This window comes from Aquimarina algiphila (genome assembly GCF_007489275.1).
GTDB classification, from domain to species: Bacteria; Bacteroidota; Bacteroidia; order Flavobacteriales; family Flavobacteriaceae; genus Aquimarina; species Aquimarina algiphila.
In genome coordinates this window covers 1-23,161 of sequence record NZ_VLNR01000075.1, presented here as the reverse complement: position 1 = coordinate 23,161, position 23,161 = coordinate 1, and the positions used below count along the sequence as shown (strand labels likewise).

The following is a 23,161-nucleotide window of genomic DNA, read 5'->3' as shown; positions in this document are numbered from 1 at the left end:
AAAAACTAAAAAAATGTTCAAGCTACATACATATCAAATAAATCCTGGAGTGCAAAGGCAGCTCATGGTTAGATATTGTAGTTAGTGAATATTCACGATACTTTTCAAAATTGAAACCCTGAGCATTAAAACTCAGGGTTTTTTTATGGATCAATATTTTCGAGACGTCGAATGAGATCAACTACTAATCTTAAATTTTTTTATGAAACGAAATGTAAGTCAATAAAATTGGCTGTAGACTCGGGAGTGTGTTTTCAGCTATAAAGTTTAATAAAAACAAATACTAAAAATACTCAATGAGTTTACAATCATGGGAACATATAAAAGAAGACATCTATCCAAAAAAAATAGAATAGATGAAATTAAAAAAGCTTCAGAAAGAGAAATTCGGCTTCAGGAAGCTTTAAAAAATCATAAGAGAGTCAGACGAATTCCATTTGAAATAATCATAGAAGATCTCTATGCTAATGGAGCTAGTGATCATCAGGGAATAGTGCCGTTTACGAGTCATTATCATGTTTATTTCAAGAACTTGAGTCGAAGGAGATATATGATGAGAAGAACTCGATTTAAGGAGTTATTATTATTTCTTTATAAAAACAAATGCTATCGTTTACTACAAGAACAACGATATATTAATGTAGTATTTAATATGGCATGGTATACGAATCATTTTGAAAGTGATTATAGAACTTGGAAAAGAAAAAGCCATAACAGTGATAAACAAATACTATCCTTATTAGAACATTGTTTTGAGAAGTATGAAGTTCCTAAATTCTTATATAGCACTTGGTTTACCAGCGATAAAAAGCAGATCAGTTGGTTTATTGAATTAACAAATGGTGGTAGTATAAGAAGTTTAAAACTCCCTATTCAACTGACTAAAAAAGGAGCTCATTTTTTTAGAACTGCTCCAGATGATTATAATGTCTTTATGGCATTAAGATGGGCACAGTCTTTATCATACGGAGCAGATGAGGTTTTTGCGGACTATATAGCAAATACTTTTTTGAGCAGAAATCATTTTGAAAATGAATTTTTCTGGGATAAAGTAATTCAGTTTATGTCGAAACAAACGATGTTAGATCTTCAAAAAACAGGGGAACTGCTAGATTATTTATATCACTGTATAGACGAAGATGATTCTTATGTTATTAAAGGTCGAACTATTACCTCATTAATGAGAGCTTCTGATCAATGGCATATTGAGATCAACAGAACTTCCAAACAAGGTAAGGATTTGATTTGGGAAGCAAGTTCAATTTCTCCTTTGACTGTTGTTGAAGGAAAAGAAGAAAAAAGAGTGACTTATAGGTTAAGTGAATTAAGAAGTACAAAAGAACTTAGAATTGAAGGAAGAAGAATGAACCACTGTGTGGTTAGTTATGCATCCTCCTGCTACAGGAAAAGGACTTCTATTTTTACTTTGAGAAAAGAAAGTGTATTGAATTATGAAGAGATTTTGGCAACAATCGAGGTGAACATATCGAATAGAATGATTGTGCAGTCAAAAGCAAGATTTAATAAACCAATTAGTAATAAAGCAAAGGAAATTATGGGCAAATGGGCAGTTGCAGAAGGTCTTTCGATTTCAAAATGGCTTTAAATTTAAAAATTATGGCAAAATTAAAATTAAGAGGAAAAGACCTCATAGCAATAGGATATCCACAAGGAAAAGTAATTAGTATCGCAATTGATATCATGTTAAGGCATTATAAACGTGACCGAAAAGACAAAGTGGTACAGCGATTAAAAACCGTACTCAAAACTCCCGAAAAATACATAGGAGATGGTATTATGGGAAAAATCGCAGAAGAATTAATGCAACCGGTAAAAGTGGAAGCTCAAAAACTGAATACTCAGCGAGCACCTTTTACTATTTTTGGAGAAAATGAGATTCAGGAAGAAGCAAAACACCAGTTGTATACTGCGCTGAAACTACCAGTGGCCAAAGCAGGGGCTCTAATGCCTGACGGGCACTCGGGATATGGATTACCTATCGGAGGTGTACTAGCTACAGAAAATGCAGTAATACCATATGGAGTAGGAGTTGATATAGGATGTAGAATGTGTTTGAGTATTTATGATATTAATGTTTCCTATCTAGAAGGACATAAGGATAAATATATACAGATGCTTCGGGATCATAGTAAGTTTGGAGGCTATGAGGTGCATAAAAATATTCCTATGCATGAGATTTTTGAACATAAGGGGTTTAGTGAAATTCCGACAGTAAAAAAATTAAAGGATAAGGCCTTTAAACAACTGGGAAGCTCTGGAGGAGGAAATCACTTTGTAGAATTTGGTAGTGTAGAAATCACTGATCCTGATAATGAATTTGATATTCCACCAGGGAAATATCTTGGTATTTTATCCCATAGTGGTTCACGAGGGTTAGGAGCAAACATTGCTAAGCATTACACAAAATTAGCGATGAAACAAAATCCTTTACCTCAGGAAGCGAAGCATTTAGCATGGTTAGACCTTAATACTCATGATGGACAGGAATATTGGATTGCAATGAACTTAGCAGGGGATTATGCATCTGCTTGTCATGATGATATCCATAGACGATTATCCAAGGCATTAGGATCAAGACCGCTAACTGTCATCGAGAATCATCACAATTTTGCCTGGAAAGAAGAAGTAGAAGGCAAAGAGATGATTGTGCATCGTAAAGGAGCTACTCCTGCAGGAAAAAATGTTTTAGGTATCATTCCGGGTTCAATGACCGCTCCTGGATTTATTGTACGGGGTAAAGGAAATGAGGCTTCGTTAAATTCTGCTTCACATGGAGCGGGAAGACGGTTATCACGCCGAAAAGCAAAAACAATGCTCACAGGTAGTGAAGTCAAAAAAATGTTACGAGATCATGGAGTAACGGTGTTAGGTGGTGGATTAGATGAAGCTCCTATGGCGTATAAAGACATTCATAAAGTAATGGCTAATCAGACTGAATTGGTAGAAGTTATTGGAATGTTTACTCCTAAAATTGTACGAATGGATAAAAATTAAATACAGATTGCATTAGGGATAAGAGTGGCATCCTTTTTTGCGTGGGTTTGATGCAGTCGAGAATACGTAAAAAAGATATAACGGATAGCCCGACCACTCTGCTTAAGCAGAGTGGTAATGCCCTAATAATAAAAACAAATAAAATGGCAATAGATACACAAGAAGTATTGTATATACAAGCATTGGATAATTATCCTTTTGATATAGAACAATGTATTGAGAAATTACAATATGTAATCGGAGCAAATAATACTCACGTAGGGGCTCATTATTTAATGGGTAGAATCTACATGGAGCAATTGGACGATTATAAAAATGCAAAATTTTATTTTCAGATGGCATTGCATTTGGATCATACCTTTACTCCAACATATTATTACTATGCAGAGCTTTTAATTCTGTTAAATAACTATCAAGAAGCAGAAAGAGTACTTGATATTGGGATTACAATTCCGGGATCAGATAAAGCATCTTTAGAGTTTTTGAAAGGAATCTTATTCGAAAAGTATGAGATGTATACTACTGCTAAAAAATGTTTTAAAGCAGCTAAACGTTCTGCATTGAATACTAATTTTAGAAGTTTCCTTGATAAAGAAATTGATAGAGTTACATCTAAGAAAGAAGAAGTAAAGAAGGCATCAAAATCTAAGAAGAAGAAAAAGAATAAAAAATAAGATAGGTTTGGATATGTTGTAAAAACAGCCTGTTATCAAAATCATTTGATAACAGGCTGTTTTACTTGTTTTTTTGATTATTTTATATTGTCTAAAAATAATTCAGAAATTAATATTAGGGTTAATTTGATTTAGAATCTGATTTCTGAAGTACACCTAATTTTTCTGATGCAATTATAAAAATTAAGGAAAAAGCCATCATTAAGTACGCTAAAAAATTTATTATTGTTTTCATAGAATATAAACTTTAATCATTTATTGTATATAGAAGATGCAATTATTATAATAACGTCTATCAAAAATGATACCCTACTTCATTATTTTTTTTAACGAGCACTAGAACTAGCTTGTTTGAAAAAGAACTATTACGTCATTCTACTTGATTGTGAATGAAATGTAGAATTAATCCCCAAAATTTTTATATCACATTGAATTTTTTAGTGTGAAACTTTAGTTTCTCCCATTTTCATTAGGATATAATTGGTATACAGGATCGCTTTGCCAAAATTGTTTGGTGGCAATATCCATTAAGGTTAATGGCCCTTTGAAAGCTGCTCCTGTATCCATGTTCCATACACAAGCGGCTTGTACAGGTGTAGTTTTATTAATCCTGGTAACAGGGGTGTGACCAATGTAAACTTCATTAAAAAGGAGTAGTCGTTTAGGATAGTTTAGATCGGTTTTTTTAAGATTGAGATCTAGAGCAAGGGCAGTTTCCCATAAAGTTCTATCCCAATAAAATAATTTACTAAAAAATTCTCTGTCTGGTCCATTAAGATTAGTGAATCCAGCATGTAGGAATAATCGATTATGATCGTCTATATGATAATTGATCAAGTTTTTGTAGAATAGAAGATGGACATTGATTTCTTCCTGAGATAATTTTGCATACGAGTCCATTGTGGCTTGACCACCATGTTTCATCCACTCGGGATTATACGTTTTTTGAGTTAACCAGGTATAGCAAAGTTCGTCATGATTTCCTCGAATAAAAATACAATTATGGGTTTTTTTAAGTTCAATCAAGAATGAAATAAGTGGAGCGCTTTGACTCCATCCATCTACATAATCTCCCAAAAAAACAAGTGTGTCATCCTGATTTACGTCTGCCTTGACGAGTAGTTGTTTTAATGCTTTTAATGCGCCGTGTATATCTCCAATTACTAAGGTTCTACCCATGTTTGGTCTGTGGTTATTAATTTGTATTAACTATATCGTACTTTTCTTAATATTCTAATGCTCTCTTTGCAAAGTGAATATATTGTATCGTTATAGGATTTTAAATATGGTTTTGCTTCTTCCAGTTTTTCCTTTGCTTCGCTAAAATCATTAAAATAACACAACAAATAGGTAGCAGGAAGATTTACAATATCTTTTGCTTCGTTTTTTGATAACGGAATTTTATTTTTTATTTTTTCAATGAGTGCATTATTGCTATTATATAAATGAAATAATGTCTTTCGATCAAACTTAGGAGGTTCAAAAAGAAGTTTACTTTCTATATCATAACTAGCATTGTCTTTAAAAGTAATTACAACTTCTTCTAAAGGATAATACTGAAATGTGTCTTGTAAACCTAATTGTACATATTCTACAATTTTAAATCGATCATCGGTTAATGATATACTTACTTCATCCAGCTCTGAGTAGAATAATTTTACATGTTCATTAATTAGCTCAATATCCACTCGTGAATAGTATGTTTCTCCATTTTGTCTTTTTTCTTTACCTGCCCAACAAACAACAAAATATTCTTTAAACACCTTATAATTAGGGTTGTAGTCTGTTCTTGAGTTCATGAAATGAAAGACCCCATCCAAAGTAAGTTCTATATTATTTTGAGCATGGCTTTCTATGGCGTTCACAATTTCAGAATTAACATCTTTGATCTCAAGATCAAACACCTTGGGCATACTAATACTTCCGTCTCTAAAAAAAACTGCTCCACCGTAGTATTTCCATATATTTTTACGAAGAGAGCACATTTTATTTCCTTGAGATCTAATAGAAACCAGACCAACTACTTTGTCGCTGGGTAAGTGTGGAAACGGAATGTTTTCATAGCTTACTATTGGGGGATTAGCCAGATATGCATTGACTAAATTTTGAATTTTACTATCATCAAAAAAATCAACTCCAATAATTTGATTATCCTCATCTTCAACTCCAATTACGATATATGAATTGTTCTTAGGATTAGAGTTTGAAAGTGCACAAATATGCTTTAAGAATTTGGCTTTACCTTCTTTTTCGCCAATATTAAGCTTACGCTTCTTATCATAAAAACTATTCTCGTCATTATGTGCAAGTAGGTTTTTAATAAGGAGGCGTTTATTGATCATTCCTTTCGTAAATAGCAATTTAGACTTTTCCCAAGATAAACTTAGCCATTTTTATCGGGCTAGCAATGCAATGAGAATAAAGAAATTATAAAGTTTTGTTTACAATCGTGCTGGTTGCCTGTGCCGTTGGGAGAACAATAAGGTCTGCAATATTAACATGATAAGGCCGTGTAACTACAAAAGCAATAATATCGGCAATATCTTCTGGGGTTAATGGATCAAATCCTTTATAAACATTATCGGCTTTTTTGTCGTCTCCTTTAAAACGTACATTACTAAATTCTGTCTCCACTAGTCCGGGATGAACAGCTCCAACTCTAATGCCATGTGTATTAAGATCTATACGCATCCCCTTATTGATGGCATCTACTGCATGTTTACTGGCACAATACACATTTCCGTTTGGGTATACTTCTTTTCCTGCTGTCGACCCAATATTAATAATATGACCAGATTTTTGATTGATCATTTTTGGGATGATAGCTTTAGAAACATATAATAATCCTTTCACGTTTATATCCATCATAGCATCCCAATCCTCAAGTTTTCCGGTTTGTATAGGATCAAGACCATGTGCATTTCCGGCATTATTAATAAGAATATCAATGGAGTCGAATGTTGATGGAAGGCTTTCTATCGCAGAAAAAACTTTTTGTTTATCTCTAATATCAAAACATAATGTATGTACATCAACAGTTTTGCTTAGTTCATTTTGTAATTGATCTAATCGATCCTGTCTTCGACCACAAAGAATAAGATTGATGTTATGTTTTGATAATTCTATAGCGGTAGATTTTCCGATTCCACTAGTAGCTCCTGTAATTAATGCTGTCTTTGCCGGCATGTATTTATTGTTTTAAAATTTGCAACACGACTATGTGTATTTCGTCTTTTTGTAAACTCATCATGAAAATGATGAATATTGGTATGTCCAATTTTTTGCAAAAGAGGTTTAAATATACTGTAAAATTTGTGCTTATTGTGGGTTTTTCGGGGTACATTTAACCAAGAATTAACAGGAGTGCGAAAATTATTTCTACAATTTGCAATGTTGGATTATGAGTATTAAATTCACGCCTTTAAAAAAATAAAATAGATGGAAGAGAATAGTGCTATTGATATTGCTTCAATCAATCAGAAAATAGAAAAAGAATCTGCTTTCGTGGATTTACTAACCTTAGAGATAAACAAGGTAATTGTAGGTCAAAAACATATGGTCGAGCGATTACTAATTGGATTATTGGGTCAGGGACATATCTTATTAGAAGGTGTTCCGGGGTTAGCAAAAACATTAGCAATTAATACCCTGTCAAAAGCTGTTCATGGTAGTTTTAGTCGTATTCAGTTTACACCAGATTTATTGCCGGCAGATGTAACAGGGACTTTAATTTTTAATATGAAAGAGAATGATTTCTCGATCAAAAAAGGACCTATTTTTGCAAACTTCGTATTAGCAGATGAAATTAACCGAGCTCCTGCAAAAGTACAGAGTGCTTTGCTGGAAGCGATGCAGGAGAAACAAGTAACTATTGGTGATGAGACGTTTACCTTGGATAAACCATTTTTGGTAATGGCAACTCAGAACCCGGTAGAACAAGAAGGTACATATCCATTACCAGAAGCACAAGTTGACCGTTTTATGTTAAAAACGGTAATTGATTATCCAAAATTAGACGAAGAACAACTTATTGTCCGAGCAAATCTAAAAGGATCTTTTGAGCAGGTAAATGCAGTAGTTTCGATAGAACAGATTCTTACTGCACAGAAAGCAGTGAGAGAAGTATACATGGATGAAAAAATAGAAAAGTATATCCTTGATATTATTTTTGCTACTCGTTATCCAGAGAAATATGGACTAGAAGAATTAAAACCTTTAATCAACTTTGGAGCTTCTCCTCGTGGTAGTATTAATTTGGCTACTGCAGCAAAATGTTATGCGTTTATAAAACGAAGAGGATATGTAATACCAGAAGATGTACGTGCAATTATTCATGATGTACTTCGTCATCGTATTGGTATTACTTATGAAGCAGAAGCAGAAAATGTAACTTCTGAAGATATCATTAATAAAATTGTAAATGAAATTGAAGTACCATAGAGATTTTGGATTTTAGAATTATGATTTTCGAATCATAAATCACTTTATCATAAATCGTAAATCAAGACAATGGATACCAAGGAGTTATTAAAAAAAGTTCGAAAAATTGAGATCAAGACACGTCGTCTGAGTGATCATATCTTTGGAGGAGAATATCATTCTACTTTCAAAGGGCGAGGTATGACTTTTAGTGAAGTGCGCCAGTATCAATTTGGAGATGATGTTCGTAATATTGATTGGAATGTAACCGCTAGGTATAATGAGCCCTATATAAAGATTTTTGAGGAAGAGCGAGAACTTACAATGATGTTAATGGTAGATGTTTCGGGATCCCAATTGTTTGGTACTCAAGAGCAATTTAAAAAAGGAATTATTACCGAGATTGCAGCTACTTTAGCTTTTTCTGCAACTCAGAATAACGATAAGATTGGCCTGATTTTATTTACAGATGAAATAGAATTATTTATTCCTCCCAAAAAAGGTAGGTCTCATGTATTGCGCATTATTAGAGAATTATTAGAATTCGAACCCAAAAGCAAAAAGACGAATATTACCAATGCACTAAAGTTCTTGTCGAATGTGATGAAGAAAAAGGCGATTGTCTTTATTCTTTCGGATTTTATGACAGAAGATTATCAACAAACATTAAAGATTGTTGGAGGAAAACATGACGTAACAGGAATACGTGTGTATGATAGAAGAGAAGAAGAAATTCCAAACCTAGGAATTGTACAGGTAGAAGATGAAGAAACAGGAGAACTTCTATTAGTGAATACAAGTTCAAAAAAGACGCGTACAAATTATAGTAAATATTATCATGAGAGAGTTGATTATTTTAAAGATAGCTTTACTAGAAGCGGAGCTGGTTCACTAAGCAGTAGAATCGATGAAAGCTATGTAAAAAAATTATTAGGATATTTTAAAAGAAGAGGATAAGGCAGATTTTAAGAATGACGAATTATAAATTAAGAAGTATACATATGAGATTTTCTATTCCGCTTTTTAGTGCGTCACGACCATGGTTGTGTGCGAACAAAAATGAGGTAGGAAAGTTTTTTCTAGTATTTTTCTTCCTGATTATAGGGTTTAAGGGGAGCGCACAGGTTTCAGCAACGATCGATTCTACCACAATAGATATTGGAGACGAGATTCGATATAGAATGCAGGTTGAAGTAGACTCAACTCAAATTGTTGTTTTCCCAGAAGGGCAAACTTTTACACCACTCGAAGTAATCGAATCTCAAAAAATAGATACTTCCAGAAATGGAAAACGATTTAACCTGGTTAAAGAATATGGATTAACTCAATTCGATTCTGGTCACTATACCATACCGAGACAAAAAGTAATGGTAGGAGATCAGGTTTTCTTTACAGACTCTCTTAAAGTAGAAGTTCGGGATGTTTTGGTAGATACAACCAAGCAAAAAATGTACGAAATTAAACCTCTGGTAGATGTAGATGCTAAGTTTACTTTTAATTGGAAGAAATGGCTTTTATGGATCGGTATTCCATTACTTCTATTAGGAGTGATTGCTTTTTTTGTGTTTAGAAGAAAAAAACGTGCAGCAAATAAAGAAGATGAGTTACCTGCCTATGAAAGAGCAATATTGGCACTTCAGAGAATTGATGAGTCTCATTTGTTAGAAAAAGATTCGCATAAAGAATATTATTCGCAGTTAAGTGATACTGCTCGTAAATATATAGATGAAGAAGTGTATGACCATGCAATGGAAAGTACTACCGATGAATTGATAGCTCGACTTGATGAAGAGATTAAATCGGGTAGTCTTAATTTGGACAAAAATACAGTTGAAGACCTTAAGAATGTTTTAAAAACTGCTGATATGGCAAAATTTGCCAAATCCAAACCTGATGTGATTACCGCAAAAGCAGATCGTAATGTTATCGAACAGGTAATTCATAAAACAAAGAGTGCAATACCAGAACCAACAGAAGAGGAGCTATTAGCAGATGAAGAATATAGAAAAGCAGTTGCTGAAAGAAAACGCAAGAAGAAAATTATTTTCGGGAGTTTAGGAGGAGTAGCTGTGGTAGCCATAACACTACTCATTTTTATATTGGTTAAAGGTTATGATGTAGTTAAAGATACATTAGTTGGTCACCCTACAAAAGAATTAGCAGAGAGTGAATGGATTACAAGTGGATACGGTGCTCCTCCTGTTACAATTACAACACCAAAAGTGCTTATTCGTAATGCATATCAAATGTCTGATGAGCAAAAGCAAATTCTTAAAGGAAACGAAACTTTTATATATGGAAGTTTAATAGGAAACTTTTATGTTGTAGTAACTACAATTCAATATAACCAGCCTACAGAAGTAAAATTAGATAAAGTGGTAGAAGGAGTAGTAGGTAGTTTTGAAGCCTTAGGAGCTAAGAACATTTCTGTAAAGGACGAAGAGTATGAGACTTTGGGTGGAGCAAAAGGAGTGAAAGTATTCGGAAGCCTGGAAATAGTAAACCCTGTAACCAAAAAGAAACAAAAAAATGATTATCTGATGTTGAATTTTGCAGAAAATGGAGGATTCCAGCAGATCACTTTGGTATATGATATTGAAGATCGCTATGCAAAAGATGTTGCCGAACGAATTATTAATTCTGTTGAACTTAGAAATGCCAAATAACGATGTTTGAAAATTTTACATTCGAGAATCCACAGTTTTTTTGGTTGTTTTTATTACTTCCGCTGGCAATAGCATGGTATGTTTGGAAACGAAATAAGCAACAGGCAGCGTTAAAAATTTCAAGTATTAAAGGGTTTAAAACTTCAGGAAGTTGGTTGACTAAGTTTAAACCATTGTTATTTGTAATTCGATTAATTGCGTTGTCACTAATCATTACTGCTTTGGCCAGACCCAGAACGGTAGACGTGTCTACAAAAACCAAAACAACCAAAGGTATTGATATTGTAATGTCTATTGATGTATCGGCAAGTATGCTTGCAAAAGATCTTAGACCAAACCGATTAGAAGCGCTCAAAGAGGTAGCAGCAGAATTTATAAAAGATAGGCCTAATGATCGTATAGGGTTGGTAGTCTATGCAGGAGAAAGCTTTACTAAAACACCGATTACTAGCGACAAATCCATTGTGCTAAGTAGTATGAAAGATGTAAAATATGATAATGTTTTAGAAAATGGTACAGCAATAGGAATGGGGTTAGCAACCTCTGTGAATAGATTAAAAGATAGTAAAGCTAAAAGTAAAGTAATTATTTTACTTACCGATGGTTCTAATAATGCAGGTTTTATAGATCCTAAAATTGCTTCAGAATTAGCAGTAGAATATGGAATAAAAACTTATACGATTGGTATTGGTACCAATGGGATGGCTCTTGCACCGGTTGCAATGTTACCCAATGGATCTTTTCAATATGGGAGAGTACAGGTAGAAATTGATGAAGATTTATTAAAAGAAATTGCCAAGGCTACAGGAGGTAAATATTTTAGAGCAACAAATAACAAAAAGTTAGAACAGATTTACGAAGAAATTGATAAATTAGAAAAGACAGATATAGAAGAGTTCAAATTTTATAATTATGAAGAAAAATTTAGGTCGCTTGTTTTGCTGGCTGGGTTTCTGGTTTTTATAGAGTTTTTACTTCGATATACAGTGTTTAGAAGTTTTATCTAATGTTTGGTTACATTAAGCTTTCGCACTGAGCTTGTTGAAGTGTACTTGTTTTAAAGTGCAGATTTAGTATAAAGAATATGTATTTATTAGAAGAGAAAATATATTTATGGTTATTACTGGGTGTTCCGGTACTAATTATTTTGTTTTTAGGTGTTTTAGTGTGGAAAAAAACAACACAGAAAAGGTTTGCAGATTTAGCATTGCTTAAAAAACTAAGTCCAAATCAATCTACTTTCAAGTCTGTTTTAAAGATAATAGTGATTAGTCTGGCTTTGGTATGTATGATTATTGCTTTGGTCAATCCAAAGGTAGGTACCAAATTAGAAACAGTAAAAAGAGAAGGAGTGGATGTTGTTTTTGCACTGGATGTGTCAAAAAGTATGTTAGCAGAGGATATTGCTCCTAACAGGTTAGAGAAATCAAAACAATTGGTAACTCAGATTATTAATAATTTGGCGAGTGATCGTATCGGTATTATTGCGTATGCTGCAAGTGCATTTCCTCAATTACCAATTACAACAGATTATGCTGCTGGTAAGATGTTTTTACAATCGATGAATACCGATATGCTTTCTTCTCAGGGAACTGCTATTTATGAAGCCATAGAGTTAGCAAAGACGTATTATAACGACGAAGAACAAACCAATAGAGTGTTGTTTATTGTAAGTGATGGGGAGGATCATCAGGGTAATGTAAAAGTCATAGCAGAAGAAGCAGCCAAAGAAGGTATTAAGATTTTCACCATTGGTGTGGGATCTGAAAAAGGAGGGCCAATTCCTATAAAACGGAATAGTATTGTGCAAAGCTATAAGAAAAATAGTGAAGGAGCTACTGTGATAACCAAGCTAAATAAAACAACATTGCAAGAAATTGCTAATGAGGCAAATGGTGTATATATTGAGGGTAGAAATACAAAGCAAGTTGTAGAAGAGGTGACCGAAATTCTTCAAAACATGGACAAAAAAGAATTCGAAGCCAAACAATTTGCAGATTTTAAAGATCAATTTCAGTGGTTTCTGGGAGCAGGGTTGTTATTATTGTTTTTAGATATTTTCTTATTAGAAAGAAAGACATCTTGGGTTAAAAAATTAAATCTGTTCAACGAACAATAGTGAGTTATGAAGAAGGTTTTAAGTATTATATTATGTTTTCAGTTTGGGATAATTTTTTCTCAGGAAGAAAACCGTGAAAAAACTATTAATGAAGCAAATCAGTTTATTGCTACGGGTAATAAAGTGTTGGTAAATGATGGTAATTTTCCTGAAGCAGAAGGAGAGTATAGAAAAGCCATTGCTAAAAACCCAGTAGATCCTACTGCAAAGTATAATCTGGCAAATGCATATTATACTTCAGAAAAATATGATGAAGCGACTGTACGTTATACAGAAGCGGCGAAGGTGGCAACGGCCAAATCAGAGAAGCACAAAGCATTCCATAATCAGGGGAACACCTATATGGAGCAGAAAAAATATAAAGAAGCAGTAGAAGCGTATAAAAATGCACTGAGAAGCAATCCAAAAGATGATGAAACTAGATATAATCTTGCGTTAGCAAAGAAAATGTTGGAGCAGCAACAGAAAGAAGACGAGAAGAATAAGGACAAAAATAAAGATAAAGACAAAGACAAGAAGGACGATAATAAAGATAAAAAAGAAGGAGACGATAAAAAGGACGAGAAAGGTGATGAAGGAGAAAAGGACAAAGATGAAAAGGGAGATCCTAAGGATGACAAAAAGGACAAAGGTGACAAAGGTGATGAGGAAAAAGAAAATGAAGGTGATAAAGAGAAAGATGAAAAAGGTGAACCTAAGGATGATAAAAAGGATAAGGGAGAAGATCAAAAAGATGAGCAAGGAAAACCAAAGGATGAGCAAGCACAACCACGCCCTCAAGGACAGTTATCACCAGAACGTGTTAAGAGCTTGCTAGAAGCCATGAATAATCAGGAAAAGAAGGTGCAGGACAAGATCAATGCAAAGAAAGTAAAAGGAGCAAAGACCAGAACAGATAAAGATTGGTAAAAATATAGAAAAGGCCTTTTTGGCCAGAGAAGAAACAAGTAAAAAATGAAGTTAAAACTAATTTTTCTAACGCTATTTCTAAGCACAATGCATCTTGCTTTGGGCCAGGTAAAATTTGAGGCGAAAGTAAGCAAGAAAAAGTTGGGTGTAAATGAAAGGTTACGAGTGGATTTTGAAATGAATAAAGATGGAGATAATTTTACACCTCCTTCTTTTTCTGGTTTTACAGTGGTGGGTGGACCTAATCAATCAATTAGTAATTCTTGGATTAATGGTAAAAGATCATATGCCAAAACGTTTAGTTATTTTCTTGAACCTACGCGTAGAGGGAGCTTTACTATAAAGCAGGCAACTATAGAAATAGATGGGCAAACGTATAAAACCTTGCCCTTAAAAATTGAGGTAACTGGTGCGGTAGATAAACCCAAAGACGGTAATGACACAGACTTTGTTGCCAGTGAGAATTTACATCTTATTGCAGAGGTGTCTAAAGCAAATCCATATCTTAACGAGGCAATAACAGTGGTATATAAACTATATGTTAGTCCAAGAATTAGTGTGAGTAACTGGAGAGAGTTAGATAGCCCAAAGTATAGTGATTTTTGGAGTCAAGCTATCGATATGAAACAGCTTAAAATCGAAAACGGAGAATATAAAGGAGAACCATATCGATATGTAATCCTGCGTAAAACAGTGTTATATCCTCAAAAGACAGGTAAATTAAACATAGAACCTCTTACTTTAACAGTTTCTGTAGATGTACCAACAAAGAGAAGAGATATTTTTGGAGGTAGATTGTATACCACAGTGAATAAAACTGTTGCAGCAGGAAATAGAACAATTAATGTAAAATCATTACCAACACAAGGAAAACCAGATGATTTTTCTGGAGCAGTTGGATCATTTAACTTTAAGGTAACAACGAATAAAAAAGAATTAGATGCTACAGAATCATTAGATGCTAAAGTATCGGTTTCAGGAAATGGGAATCTAAAGCTTTTTGATTTGCCAAAACTTAATGTACCTAATGGATTAGAACAATATGAACCTCAGCATAATGAAAGAGTTCGTACCAATCTAACTGGGATGGCAGGTGATATATCAGATACCTATACTTTGGTACCTCAGTATAAAGGTAAATATCCGATACCTTCAATTTCATTTTCTTATTTCGATCTTAAAACAGAAACCTATAAACGAATTTCATCAGATGAAATCGTAATTAGTGTAAAAAATGGCCCGGATGGAGGAAATACTGTGGTTACTTCTGAGTCAGAAGGTAGCACAAATAAAAAACTTGTAACCCAAACAGGAAGCCAGTTTAGATTTCTAAAATTAAATGCAAACCTTCAACCTATTAAAAAAGAATACTTTTTTAAATCTACCGCGTACTGGTTATCATTAACTGCTCCATTATTAGCTATTCCTTTATTTCTTTTCTTTGGAAAAAAGAGACAAGAAAGACTAAGTGATGTAAGCGGAAACAGGGTTCGTAAAGCAGATAAACTGGCTCGTAAATACCTTTCAGAAGCTAGAAAGAATTTGGGGAATCAAAAGGAGTTTTATATTGCTATGGAACGGGCATTACATAACTATCTAAAAGCAAAATTACATATACAGACCAGTGAAATGAGTAAAGAACGTATACAACGATTGCTCAAAGAACGTGGTGTAGAAGATACCATTACTATAGAATTTATTGCATTACTGGAAAGTTGTGAGTTTGCTAGATATACGCCATCCTCTACCTCGGCAATGCAACAAGATTATGATAAGGCTTCTAGAGTAATTGCAACCATAGATAAACAATTATAAACAGGCATGAAGATGAAAAGGATAGTCGAAATACTAATTTTTTTAATCATTACATCTGGGCTTGCTCAGGATGAAGAGGCCTTTCAGAGAGGTAACTCACTATATAATCAAGAGAAGTATCAAGAGGCAATCGATGCGTATAAAACAATTTTGGATACTGGTCAGGAATCAGCCTCTCTATATTATAATCTGGGTAATGCCCATTATAAATTAAGTAATATTGGGTTTAGTATTTTTTATTATGAAAAAGCACTAAAATTAAAGCCTAATGATGATGATATTAAGAACAATCTTGCGTTTGCGCAAAAAGCAACCATAGATGCTATAGATATAATTCCTGAGGGTTTTATTTCGAAAATAATTAAGAAGTTTACTAATATGTTTAGCTTCGATCGATGGGCATGGTTTTCTGTAATTTGCGTTGTCTTGTTTGTAATTTTATTCATCTTGTACTATACCACTCATATATCTTCCAAAAAACGATTATTCTTTGCGAGTTCATGGTTATTGTTAGTCTTTAGTCTATTTGCAGTCTTTTTTGCCTTTAAACAGTATAATTTTAATAAAAACAATCAATTTGCCATTATTTTTGCTCAGGAAACTACGATCAAAAGTGAACCAAATTTAAGAAGTGAGGAAGTTTTTGAGCTTCACGAAGGAACCAAGGTACAGGTCACCGAGACAGTGAATGATTGGAAAAAAATTAAACTGGCCGATGGAAAAATCGGATGGATACCTGCAACAGATTTAAAAGAATTATAAAGACCTTTCAAAACCCTTATACTTGCTCTAGATAAAGATAAATTACTATTTTGCTTGCGCTTGCTAGTTGGTGTGCTTCTGTATTCAACTAAGGAAAAGATTTAAATCGACTTAAAATATGATTTATTTGACAATGATGATTTTTGTAAAAGACGGAAAAGAAGAGGTTTTTCATCAATTTGAAGAGTTAGCAATCCCGTTATTGAAGGATTATAAAGGGAAATTAGTTTATCGACTCAGGCCGACTAAAGAATCTTTTATTTCTCACGAAGATGAATTACCATATGAAATTCATTTCTTGTCATTTGAATCTGAATCTGACTTTGTGAATTTTGCCAAAGATGAACGAAGAAAAGATTTTTTACACCTTAAAGAAGAATCCATTCGATCAAGTTTTCTCATTAAAGGGATGAAAGTATAATTACATTAGCTGTTTTTATGGAAAGCACTATTAGTAAATCAGTTTAGAATCTAAAAACAACTTAATATTTCTAATACCTGAATAACACTTCCAACTACTATTTCGGTTGTTGAAAATTGATAGGCTGTGTTTTGACTACCCGAACTCAACATGATAGAAGCTGCAGGGTTTAAACATGCTACATTAGTATCGAATCCTACTAAGATGTTAGATGTTATTTGCTGACTTAATACGGGAGGAAAGTAGTCATCATGGTGCATATAAAAACCTGTTGATGAACCAAAAGTATAATTGGTAGTATTATAATGGTTAGCATTAACAAAATTCGTAAAGTTTTTGTTTTGGTAAACATTGTTTTTGAAATTTCCAAAACCATTATTGGTATTAGTGTTTTGAGCAATACTAGATAAAAAACTAAAGAAAGCAAAAACACAAATAAGCATAGTCTTCATAATATATTTCTTTTTCCTAAAACAAATGATGCTAAAAATACCCTACTAAAAAAAATAAAAAAGAACTATGGGTTATTAATTTAAATAAAATAGTCGTTAGTGGGTCGCTATATTATTATCATGGTTTATTCTTTTATAACTATCGATCAGCGTCATTACTTTAAAGGTATTTTTAAAAGACTCAAGAGTTTCTAGATCACTTTTCTTAATATGTATCCTCTTCTCGGTATTGGGAAGCATATCAAAATAATTATCAGAGAAGTTGGCATTAGAATCCGAAGAAAGAAAAACATCTTTTGCTATTTTTTGGGTTTTGAGCAGTATTTTAAAATGGTCTTTTTCTTGTGTAATAGAATAACTTAGATTAGGATCTGGAAAATCAAGTGATTTATAGGGAGATAGATATAATGTGTTTTCAGATAAAATACGCTCATTAATTAATAATTCGGTATGCAATACTAAATTGTTATGAGGTGTTTCTTTTAGAAAATCATTTTTTAATATTGTCAGATATTTTTTAGATTGATTTTCATCAATAGTAAGCTGTTTCTTCCATTCTTTGATTTGATTCCCGTCAAAATCCAGTAAACGTATATTCAATAGTGCAGGAACACTTTTTAAGGAGTCAGAAACAACAAATACATTTATAGTATCTTTTTTATTTTCATAGCTAATTAATATGTTTTGGAAAGATTTTTTGGCAGTATAATGCAATGCTTTCCATTTTCCGTAGTAATCGATACTTGACCATGATGCTACTGGCCAACAGTCATTAATTTGCCAGTAAAGACTTCCCATGCATCGATCTCTGTTTCTTCTATGCGCTTCGATTCCCACTTTTATCCCATGAGCTTGTAATAGTTGACTAACATATAAGAAACTTGCAAAATCTTTGGGTTTCTTATAATGTCTAAGCATATATTCTTCTATAGTTTCATTTCCGATACTTGATCTTTGATGAGATTTCATCACGTCAGAATATACATCATGATCTTCTGGAAGTGTATACTTTTCTACTGTTGTTAATTCGGGAAAGGATTGAAAACCATATTCAGACATAAAACGAGGAACCGCAGTATTATAATTATCAAAAGGTTCCTTACCCCACCAAACTTTCCAATAATGCGCATCTCCTTTTTCAAAAGATTCTTTTTCTCCAAAATCACTACCGGGAGAAGATGGCCAATATGCGCGATTGTTATCATACATATTAACTACTTCTGGAAGAACATTATGAAATATATCATCATATGCTTTCCAAATGGTATCAGCAACTTCTTTTGATTGTTCTTCAATTACTTTATTTTTCCAACCCCAGTTTTCCCAGGCAGAAAGAATTTCATTATTTCCGCACCATAACGCTATAGAAGTATGATTCCTTAGTCTTTTTACATTGTCTATGGCTTCCTGTTTAACATTGTCTAAAAAAGATGAATCTCCAGGAAACATCGCACAAGCAAACATAAAATCTTGCCAAACCAAGAGTCCCATTTCGTCACATAATTCATAGAATTCATCGTTTTCATAAATACCACCTCCCCATACGCGTAACATATTCATATTCGCTTCTTTGGCTGATGATAAAATATGGATGTAATTTTCTTTTTTGGCTCTGGTTAAAAATACATCTTGAGGGATGTAATTAGCGCCTTTCATAAATACAGGATGACCGTTTACTTTAAAATAAAAGGAAGAACCTACGGCGTCAGGCTCACGAACCAATTCAATAGTCCTTAATCCAATCTTATGTGATTTTGTATCTATATAAGAACCGGCGGTTATTTTTACTTCTACATCATATAAAACTTGTGCTCCCATCCCGTTAGGCCACCACAATTTTGGGTTTTCTATTTCAAAAGGAATTTCAAGATTATTTTTTCCATTAGCGATTTGAGTGTCAACGATTTTTATAAGTTCTTGGTTTACAAAAATTTCAACTTTAGTTTTTTTGTTTTCGAGATCTGCATCTACTTCAATTTTGGCAGTTAACATTGCTTTTTCATCGATACTATTTTGTTGTATAAACAAATCTTCGATTTTATGATGGTTCCAACTTTTTAGCTTTATTGGTTTCCATATACCTGAAGTCACTAGGCGTGGACCCCAATCCCATCCAAAGTGATAACCTGCCTTTCGAGTAAATATACTTACTTGTTTTTCATCTTCGACCTTTCCTATTTTTGACAAATCATTATCTGATACTGGGATTTTATAGGGTAAAGCATCATATTTTTTAATTCCTTTTTTTATAGGAGAATCGAAAAGAATATGTAGTTTATTATCTCCAATTTTTAATAGTGATTTTACATCTTTAGTATATGTTCTAAACATATTATCTGTTTGGAGTAATAAAGAGTCATTAAGATATATTTTGCTATATGTATCAAGACCTAAAAACTCTAATTCTATATGTTGTTTATCAAGATCGTTTTTAGAAAGTTTAAAATTGCTTTGATATTCCCAATTTTCTTTATCTATCCATTGTAGATTGTGCTCGTTTAATCGGTAATAGGGATCTTCTATTTTACCAAGAGTGATAAGGTCAGTATGCACTGTCCCGGGAACACTGGCAGTATTCCATTGAGTATCGGTGGATGATTTGAAATTCCAATTTTTATTTAATTCAATTACAGAAACAGAAGAATCGATTCCGCATCCCCATACAGAAATTAATATCATAGTAGAGAGTATTACTCTTGAGTTTAGCGTATATTTTTTCATATAGCGAGTTTCATATAATCTGTTGTGCGCAAAAAGATACTTATAATTATGGCTTAATACTATTTTGCAATTAGTTTTCTATTCATTCCTTTTTGGTTTGATTTCTAAAACCATAATCAACTACAAAAATACATTTGTTTTGTAACGAGAATCATATGATTTATTTATACATTCCTTTTTCTCTATTTTGTGCGATAGAGTTCTAGATTTGTTAAATAATTTTACAATTCATTTAACAACTTTTGAAAGTAATACTGTTATTTTAGTATTTTAAAATTTTGTATAGTGACAACTAAACTTCAAATAGCTAAAATTTTAATTGTTTTTGGTTTTCTTTTAAGTATGACCAATTACAGTGTTGGATTATTCAATTTCTACACTTGTGAAGATAAAACTTCTGTGGTGCTTGAAGAGAGTGATAATTCAGAACAAAAAGAGAAGGAAAGCTCTGAGAAGGATGATCACAAAGAAAAAGACAAAATTTCGCAGTTTTATGATGATAAAGAAGCTACTTTGGTAGATTTATTTATAAAACAATATCCAGAGTTTTATATTTTGAATTCTTTGGTATATCTAGAACATAAGACACCTCCACCTAAATATTCATAGTAATTTACGATCACTTATATGTTTAAAATCGAGCTTTTCGATTATAGGGATACGTCTTTTCAGTTTTAAATGACATCAAATCAATTTTACTCAAGTTTTTTTTAATCATTTTGATTAACAAGAGCAATTAATTTATATAAATATGAACATTTTTAAGAATTTAAAAAATGATCTACCAGCAAGTATTGTAGTATTTTTTGTAGCGTTACCATTATGTTTGGGTATTGCGTTAGCTAGTGGAGCTCCTCTTTTTTCTGGTTTGATAGCCGGAATCATTGGAGGGATTGTTGTGGGAGCCTTAAGTGGTTCCAAAATAGGTGTTAGTGGACCTGCTGCTGGATTGGCAGCGATTGTACTTGCATCAATAGGTGAATTAGGTGGATATGAAAACTTTTTAGTGGCTGTCGTATTGGGAGGGATAATACAATTGGTATTTGGGTTATTAAGAGCAGGGATTATTGGATATTACTTTCCTTCTTCGGTAATTAAAGGAATGCTTACTGGTATTGGTATTATTATAATCTTAAAGCAAATTCCTCATTTTTTTGGTTATGATTCTGATCCCGAAGGAGATTTCTCATTTTTCCAGATAGATGGTGAGAATACATTTTCAGAAATAATTAATTCTTTTAACTTTATTAGTCCAGGTGCTACATTAGTAGCTGCCTTAGGTTTAGGGATACTCATATTATGGGATAAAGTGTTAGTCAAAAAAGCCAGGATTTTTCAATTGGTACAAGGACCATTGGTTGCAGTAGCCGTAGGTATTATTTTTTATGTTTTAACTAAAGATAGTTCTGGTCTGGGAATCTCTTCAAATCATTTGGTTAGTGTTCCAATACCCGAAGATGTATCGTCATTTTTGGGTCAATTTAGCTTTCCTAACTTTGAAGTGATTTTTCAGCCAAACATTTGGATTACTGCATTTACCATAGCTTTAGTGGCAAGTTTAGAAACATTATTGTGCGTTGAGGCTACCGATAAGCTTGATCCGGATAAAAATGTGACACCTACCAATAGAGAATTACTGGCACAAGGAACTGGAAACATTATTTCAGGAATGATAGGAGGATTACCTATTACTCAGGTAATTGTTCGTAGTTCTGCAAATATTCAATCCGGGGGAAAATCTAAAATGTCTGCAATCATTCATGGGTTTTTATTACTCATTTCAGTAATTTTAATACCTAGGTTGCTTAATATGATTCCTCTTTCGGTTTTGGCTTCTGTATTACTTGTTGTAGGATATAAATTGGCAAAGCCGTCATTGTTTAAAAAGATGTTTGCACTGGGCTGGAAGCAATTTTTACCTTTTACTGTTACTGTAATAGGGATTGTATTTACAGATCTTTTGATGGGAATTGGACTTGGATTAATGGTTGGAATTGTAGTAATTTTAATTAAAAGTTATCAAAATTCGCATTTCTTGCACATTGAAGATAAGAGTAATGGAAAACATAAAATTGTTATGACTCTAGCAGAAGAGGTTACTTTTTTTAATAAAGGAGCAATCTTAAAAGAACTGGATCAATTACCAGAAGACACTTATCTTACTCTTGATGTAAGGAAAACAAGATATTTGGATAATGATATTATTGAAATTTTGGAGGATTTTTCTGAAAAAGCAAAGAATAAACATATTGATATAAAGCTAATTTCTGAGCGAGGTACTGTTGAAAACCCTGATAGTTATATCCAGTTTTTTAACCTTAGGCCAAAATCAGTTTAAATCAAATCAAACGTAAATTTTTATATTCATGAAAGCATATACTAAAGAAACACAAGCAATGGTAACTCCAAAAGGAGCGATAGAATTGCTTAAAGAAGGAAACTTAAGATTTCAGAAAAAAATGAAATCTGACCGAGACTTGTTAGAACAAGTAGCAGACACCAAAAGCGGTCAGTTTCCATTTGCCACAATTTTAAGCTGTATTGATTCCAGAGTATCTTCAGAATTAATTTTTGATCAAGGGATTGGAGATATTTTTAGTGCAAGAGTTGCAGGAAATTTTGTAAATGAGGATATTTTGGGGAGTATGGAATTTGCCTGTAAATTAGCAGGAACCAAATTAGTGTTGGTTTTGGGGCATACTGCATGTGGAGCTGTAAAAGGAGCATGTGATGATGCAAAACTAGGTAATCTAACTGCACTAATCAGTAAAATTAAACCAGCAGTTAAAGCAGTTGTAGAACCAGAAGACACTTCATTAAGAACATCTAAGAATATTGATTTTGTAAATGAAGTAGCAGTAAAAAATGTTCATATGACTATTGACAATATTAGAAAAGAAAGCGAAGTACTTAGAGACATGGAAGATAATGGAGAAATATTAATCGTAGGTGGAATGTATGATATAAGCAACGGAAAAGTCACCTTTTTCTAAGAACAACAAATCTTAAAGTTTTATCAAAAAAAGTCAATGCTTTATGCATTGACTTTTTTTATATTTGTGTCTTGTCCTAAAATAAGTTGACACAAAATTGACTTATTTATGAAACATTCAGAACAACCAAGGAAGAAGCGTACACAACGAGATTACAATTTAGGCTTTAAATTGGCAATAGTTGCCCAAGTTGAA

20 protein-coding genes are annotated in these 23,161 nt (G+C 32.9%); 15 read left to right on the top strand and 5 right to left on the bottom strand.

What is annotated here, in order from left to right:
• Nucleotides 1–310: 310 nt before the first annotated feature.
• The 3 genes from FOF46_RS25520 (at nucleotide 311) to FOF46_RS25510 (ending at nucleotide 3,689) form a co-directional block, all read left to right on the top strand.
• Nucleotides 311–1,606, top strand: coding sequence for a PcfJ domain-containing protein (locus FOF46_RS25520; RefSeq protein WP_143918413.1), 1,296 nt, complete (start codon nucleotides 311–313; stop codon nucleotides 1,604–1,606).
• Between the two features lie 11 nt (nucleotides 1,607–1,617).
• Entirely contained in the window at nucleotides 1,618–3,015 is a 1,398-nt protein-coding gene (locus FOF46_RS25515) for an RtcB family protein (RefSeq protein ID WP_143918412.1), read from the top strand.
• 143 nt (nucleotides 3,016–3,158) lie between these two features.
• Nucleotides 3,159–3,689, top strand: coding sequence for a tetratricopeptide repeat protein (locus FOF46_RS25510; protein ID WP_160114147.1), 531 nt, complete (start codon nucleotides 3,159–3,161; stop codon nucleotides 3,687–3,689).
• Between the two features lie 450 nt (nucleotides 3,690–4,139).
• Here FOF46_RS25510 and FOF46_RS25505 read toward each other — a convergent pair whose 3' ends face one another.
• From FOF46_RS25505 to FOF46_RS25495, 3 genes are all read right to left on the bottom strand, one after another.
• On the bottom strand, nucleotides 4,140–4,868 hold the full coding sequence (locus FOF46_RS25505; RefSeq protein ID WP_109436125.1) for a metallophosphoesterase: 729 nt from the start codon (nucleotides 4,866–4,868) through the stop codon (nucleotides 4,140–4,142).
• Nucleotides 4,869–4,894: 26 nt separating this feature from the next.
• Nucleotides 4,895–6,031: an ATP-binding protein gene (locus FOF46_RS25500; RefSeq protein WP_109436124.1), complete on the bottom strand. Its 1,137-nt coding sequence runs from the start codon at nucleotides 6,029–6,031 to the stop codon at nucleotides 4,895–4,897.
• 85 nt (nucleotides 6,032–6,116) lie between these two features.
• Entirely contained in the window at nucleotides 6,117–6,875 is a 759-nt protein-coding gene (locus FOF46_RS25495) for an SDR family NAD(P)-dependent oxidoreductase (protein ID WP_109436123.1), read from the bottom strand.
• A 252-nt stretch (nucleotides 6,876–7,127) separates the two neighbouring features.
• On the opposite strand from FOF46_RS25495, the gene FOF46_RS25490 reads away from it, so the two are divergent.
• The 9 genes from FOF46_RS25490 (at nucleotide 7,128) to FOF46_RS25450 (ending at nucleotide 16,800) form a co-directional block, all read left to right on the top strand.
• Nucleotides 7,128–8,129, top strand: a complete 1,002-nt coding sequence (locus FOF46_RS25490; RefSeq protein WP_109436122.1) for an AAA family ATPase — start codon at nucleotides 7,128–7,130, stop codon at nucleotides 8,127–8,129.
• Between the two features lie 69 nt (nucleotides 8,130–8,198).
• Nucleotides 8,199–9,065, top strand: a complete 867-nt coding sequence (locus tag FOF46_RS25485; protein WP_109436121.1) for a DUF58 domain-containing protein — start codon at nucleotides 8,199–8,201, stop codon at nucleotides 9,063–9,065.
• Between the two features lie 44 nt (nucleotides 9,066–9,109).
• Entirely contained in the window at nucleotides 9,110–10,774 is a 1,665-nt protein-coding gene (locus FOF46_RS25480) for an LPXTG cell wall anchor domain-containing protein (protein WP_160114146.1), read from the top strand.
• A 2-nt stretch (nucleotides 10,775–10,776) separates the two neighbouring features.
• Nucleotides 10,777–11,781 carry a vWA domain-containing protein gene (locus tag FOF46_RS25475; RefSeq protein WP_143918411.1) on the top strand — a complete coding sequence of 335 codons (1,005 nt, stop codon included), beginning with the start codon at nucleotides 10,777–10,779 and terminating at the stop codon, nucleotides 11,779–11,781.
• A 77-nt stretch (nucleotides 11,782–11,858) separates the two neighbouring features.
• Complete coding sequence (locus tag FOF46_RS25470) at nucleotides 11,859–12,893, top strand: vWA domain-containing protein (RefSeq protein ID WP_109436118.1); 1,035 nt, start codon at nucleotides 11,859–11,861, stop codon at nucleotides 12,891–12,893.
• 6 nt (nucleotides 12,894–12,899) lie between these two features.
• Nucleotides 12,900–13,802 (top strand): tetratricopeptide repeat protein, encoded by a 903-nt coding sequence (locus FOF46_RS25465; protein WP_143918410.1) that lies wholly within the window; start codon nucleotides 12,900–12,902, stop codon nucleotides 13,800–13,802.
• A 45-nt stretch (nucleotides 13,803–13,847) separates the two neighbouring features.
• Nucleotides 13,848–15,617: a BatD family protein gene (locus FOF46_RS25460; RefSeq protein ID WP_109436116.1), complete on the top strand. Its 1,770-nt coding sequence runs from the start codon at nucleotides 13,848–13,850 to the stop codon at nucleotides 15,615–15,617.
• 12 nt (nucleotides 15,618–15,629) lie between these two features.
• On the top strand, nucleotides 15,630–16,379 hold the full coding sequence (locus FOF46_RS25455; RefSeq protein WP_109436446.1) for a tetratricopeptide repeat protein: 750 nt from the start codon (nucleotides 15,630–15,632) through the stop codon (nucleotides 16,377–16,379).
• A gap of 118 nt (nucleotides 16,380–16,497) precedes the next feature.
• Nucleotides 16,498–16,800: a DUF1330 domain-containing protein gene (locus FOF46_RS25450; protein WP_143918409.1), complete on the top strand. Its 303-nt coding sequence runs from the start codon at nucleotides 16,498–16,500 to the stop codon at nucleotides 16,798–16,800.
• A gap of 50 nt (nucleotides 16,801–16,850) precedes the next feature.
• Here FOF46_RS25450 and FOF46_RS25445 read toward each other — a convergent pair whose 3' ends face one another.
• Both FOF46_RS25445 and FOF46_RS25440 read right to left on the bottom strand, forming a co-directional pair.
• Nucleotides 16,851–17,252 carry a hypothetical protein gene (locus tag FOF46_RS25445; protein WP_143918408.1) on the bottom strand — a complete coding sequence of 134 codons (402 nt, stop codon included), beginning with the start codon at nucleotides 17,250–17,252 and terminating at the stop codon, nucleotides 16,851–16,853.
• A gap of 96 nt (nucleotides 17,253–17,348) precedes the next feature.
• Entirely contained in the window at nucleotides 17,349–19,973 is a 2,625-nt protein-coding gene (locus FOF46_RS25440) for a beta-mannosidase (RefSeq protein WP_244299763.1), read from the bottom strand.
• A 285-nt stretch (nucleotides 19,974–20,258) separates the two neighbouring features.
• On the opposite strand from FOF46_RS25440, the gene FOF46_RS25435 reads away from it, so the two are divergent.
• The 3 genes from FOF46_RS25435 (at nucleotide 20,259) to FOF46_RS25425 (ending at nucleotide 22,966) form a co-directional block, all read left to right on the top strand.
• A complete protein-coding gene (locus FOF46_RS25435) occupies nucleotides 20,259–20,582 on the top strand; it encodes a hypothetical protein (protein WP_109436112.1) in 324 nt (107 codons plus the stop codon).
• Between the two features lie 148 nt (nucleotides 20,583–20,730).
• Nucleotides 20,731–22,311: a SulP family inorganic anion transporter gene (locus FOF46_RS25430; RefSeq protein WP_143918418.1), complete on the top strand. Its 1,581-nt coding sequence runs from the start codon at nucleotides 20,731–20,733 to the stop codon at nucleotides 22,309–22,311.
• Between the two features lie 28 nt (nucleotides 22,312–22,339).
• Nucleotides 22,340–22,966: a carbonic anhydrase family protein gene (locus FOF46_RS25425; RefSeq protein WP_109436111.1), complete on the top strand. Its 627-nt coding sequence runs from the start codon at nucleotides 22,340–22,342 to the stop codon at nucleotides 22,964–22,966.
• Nucleotides 22,967–23,161: the final 195 nt, after the last annotated feature.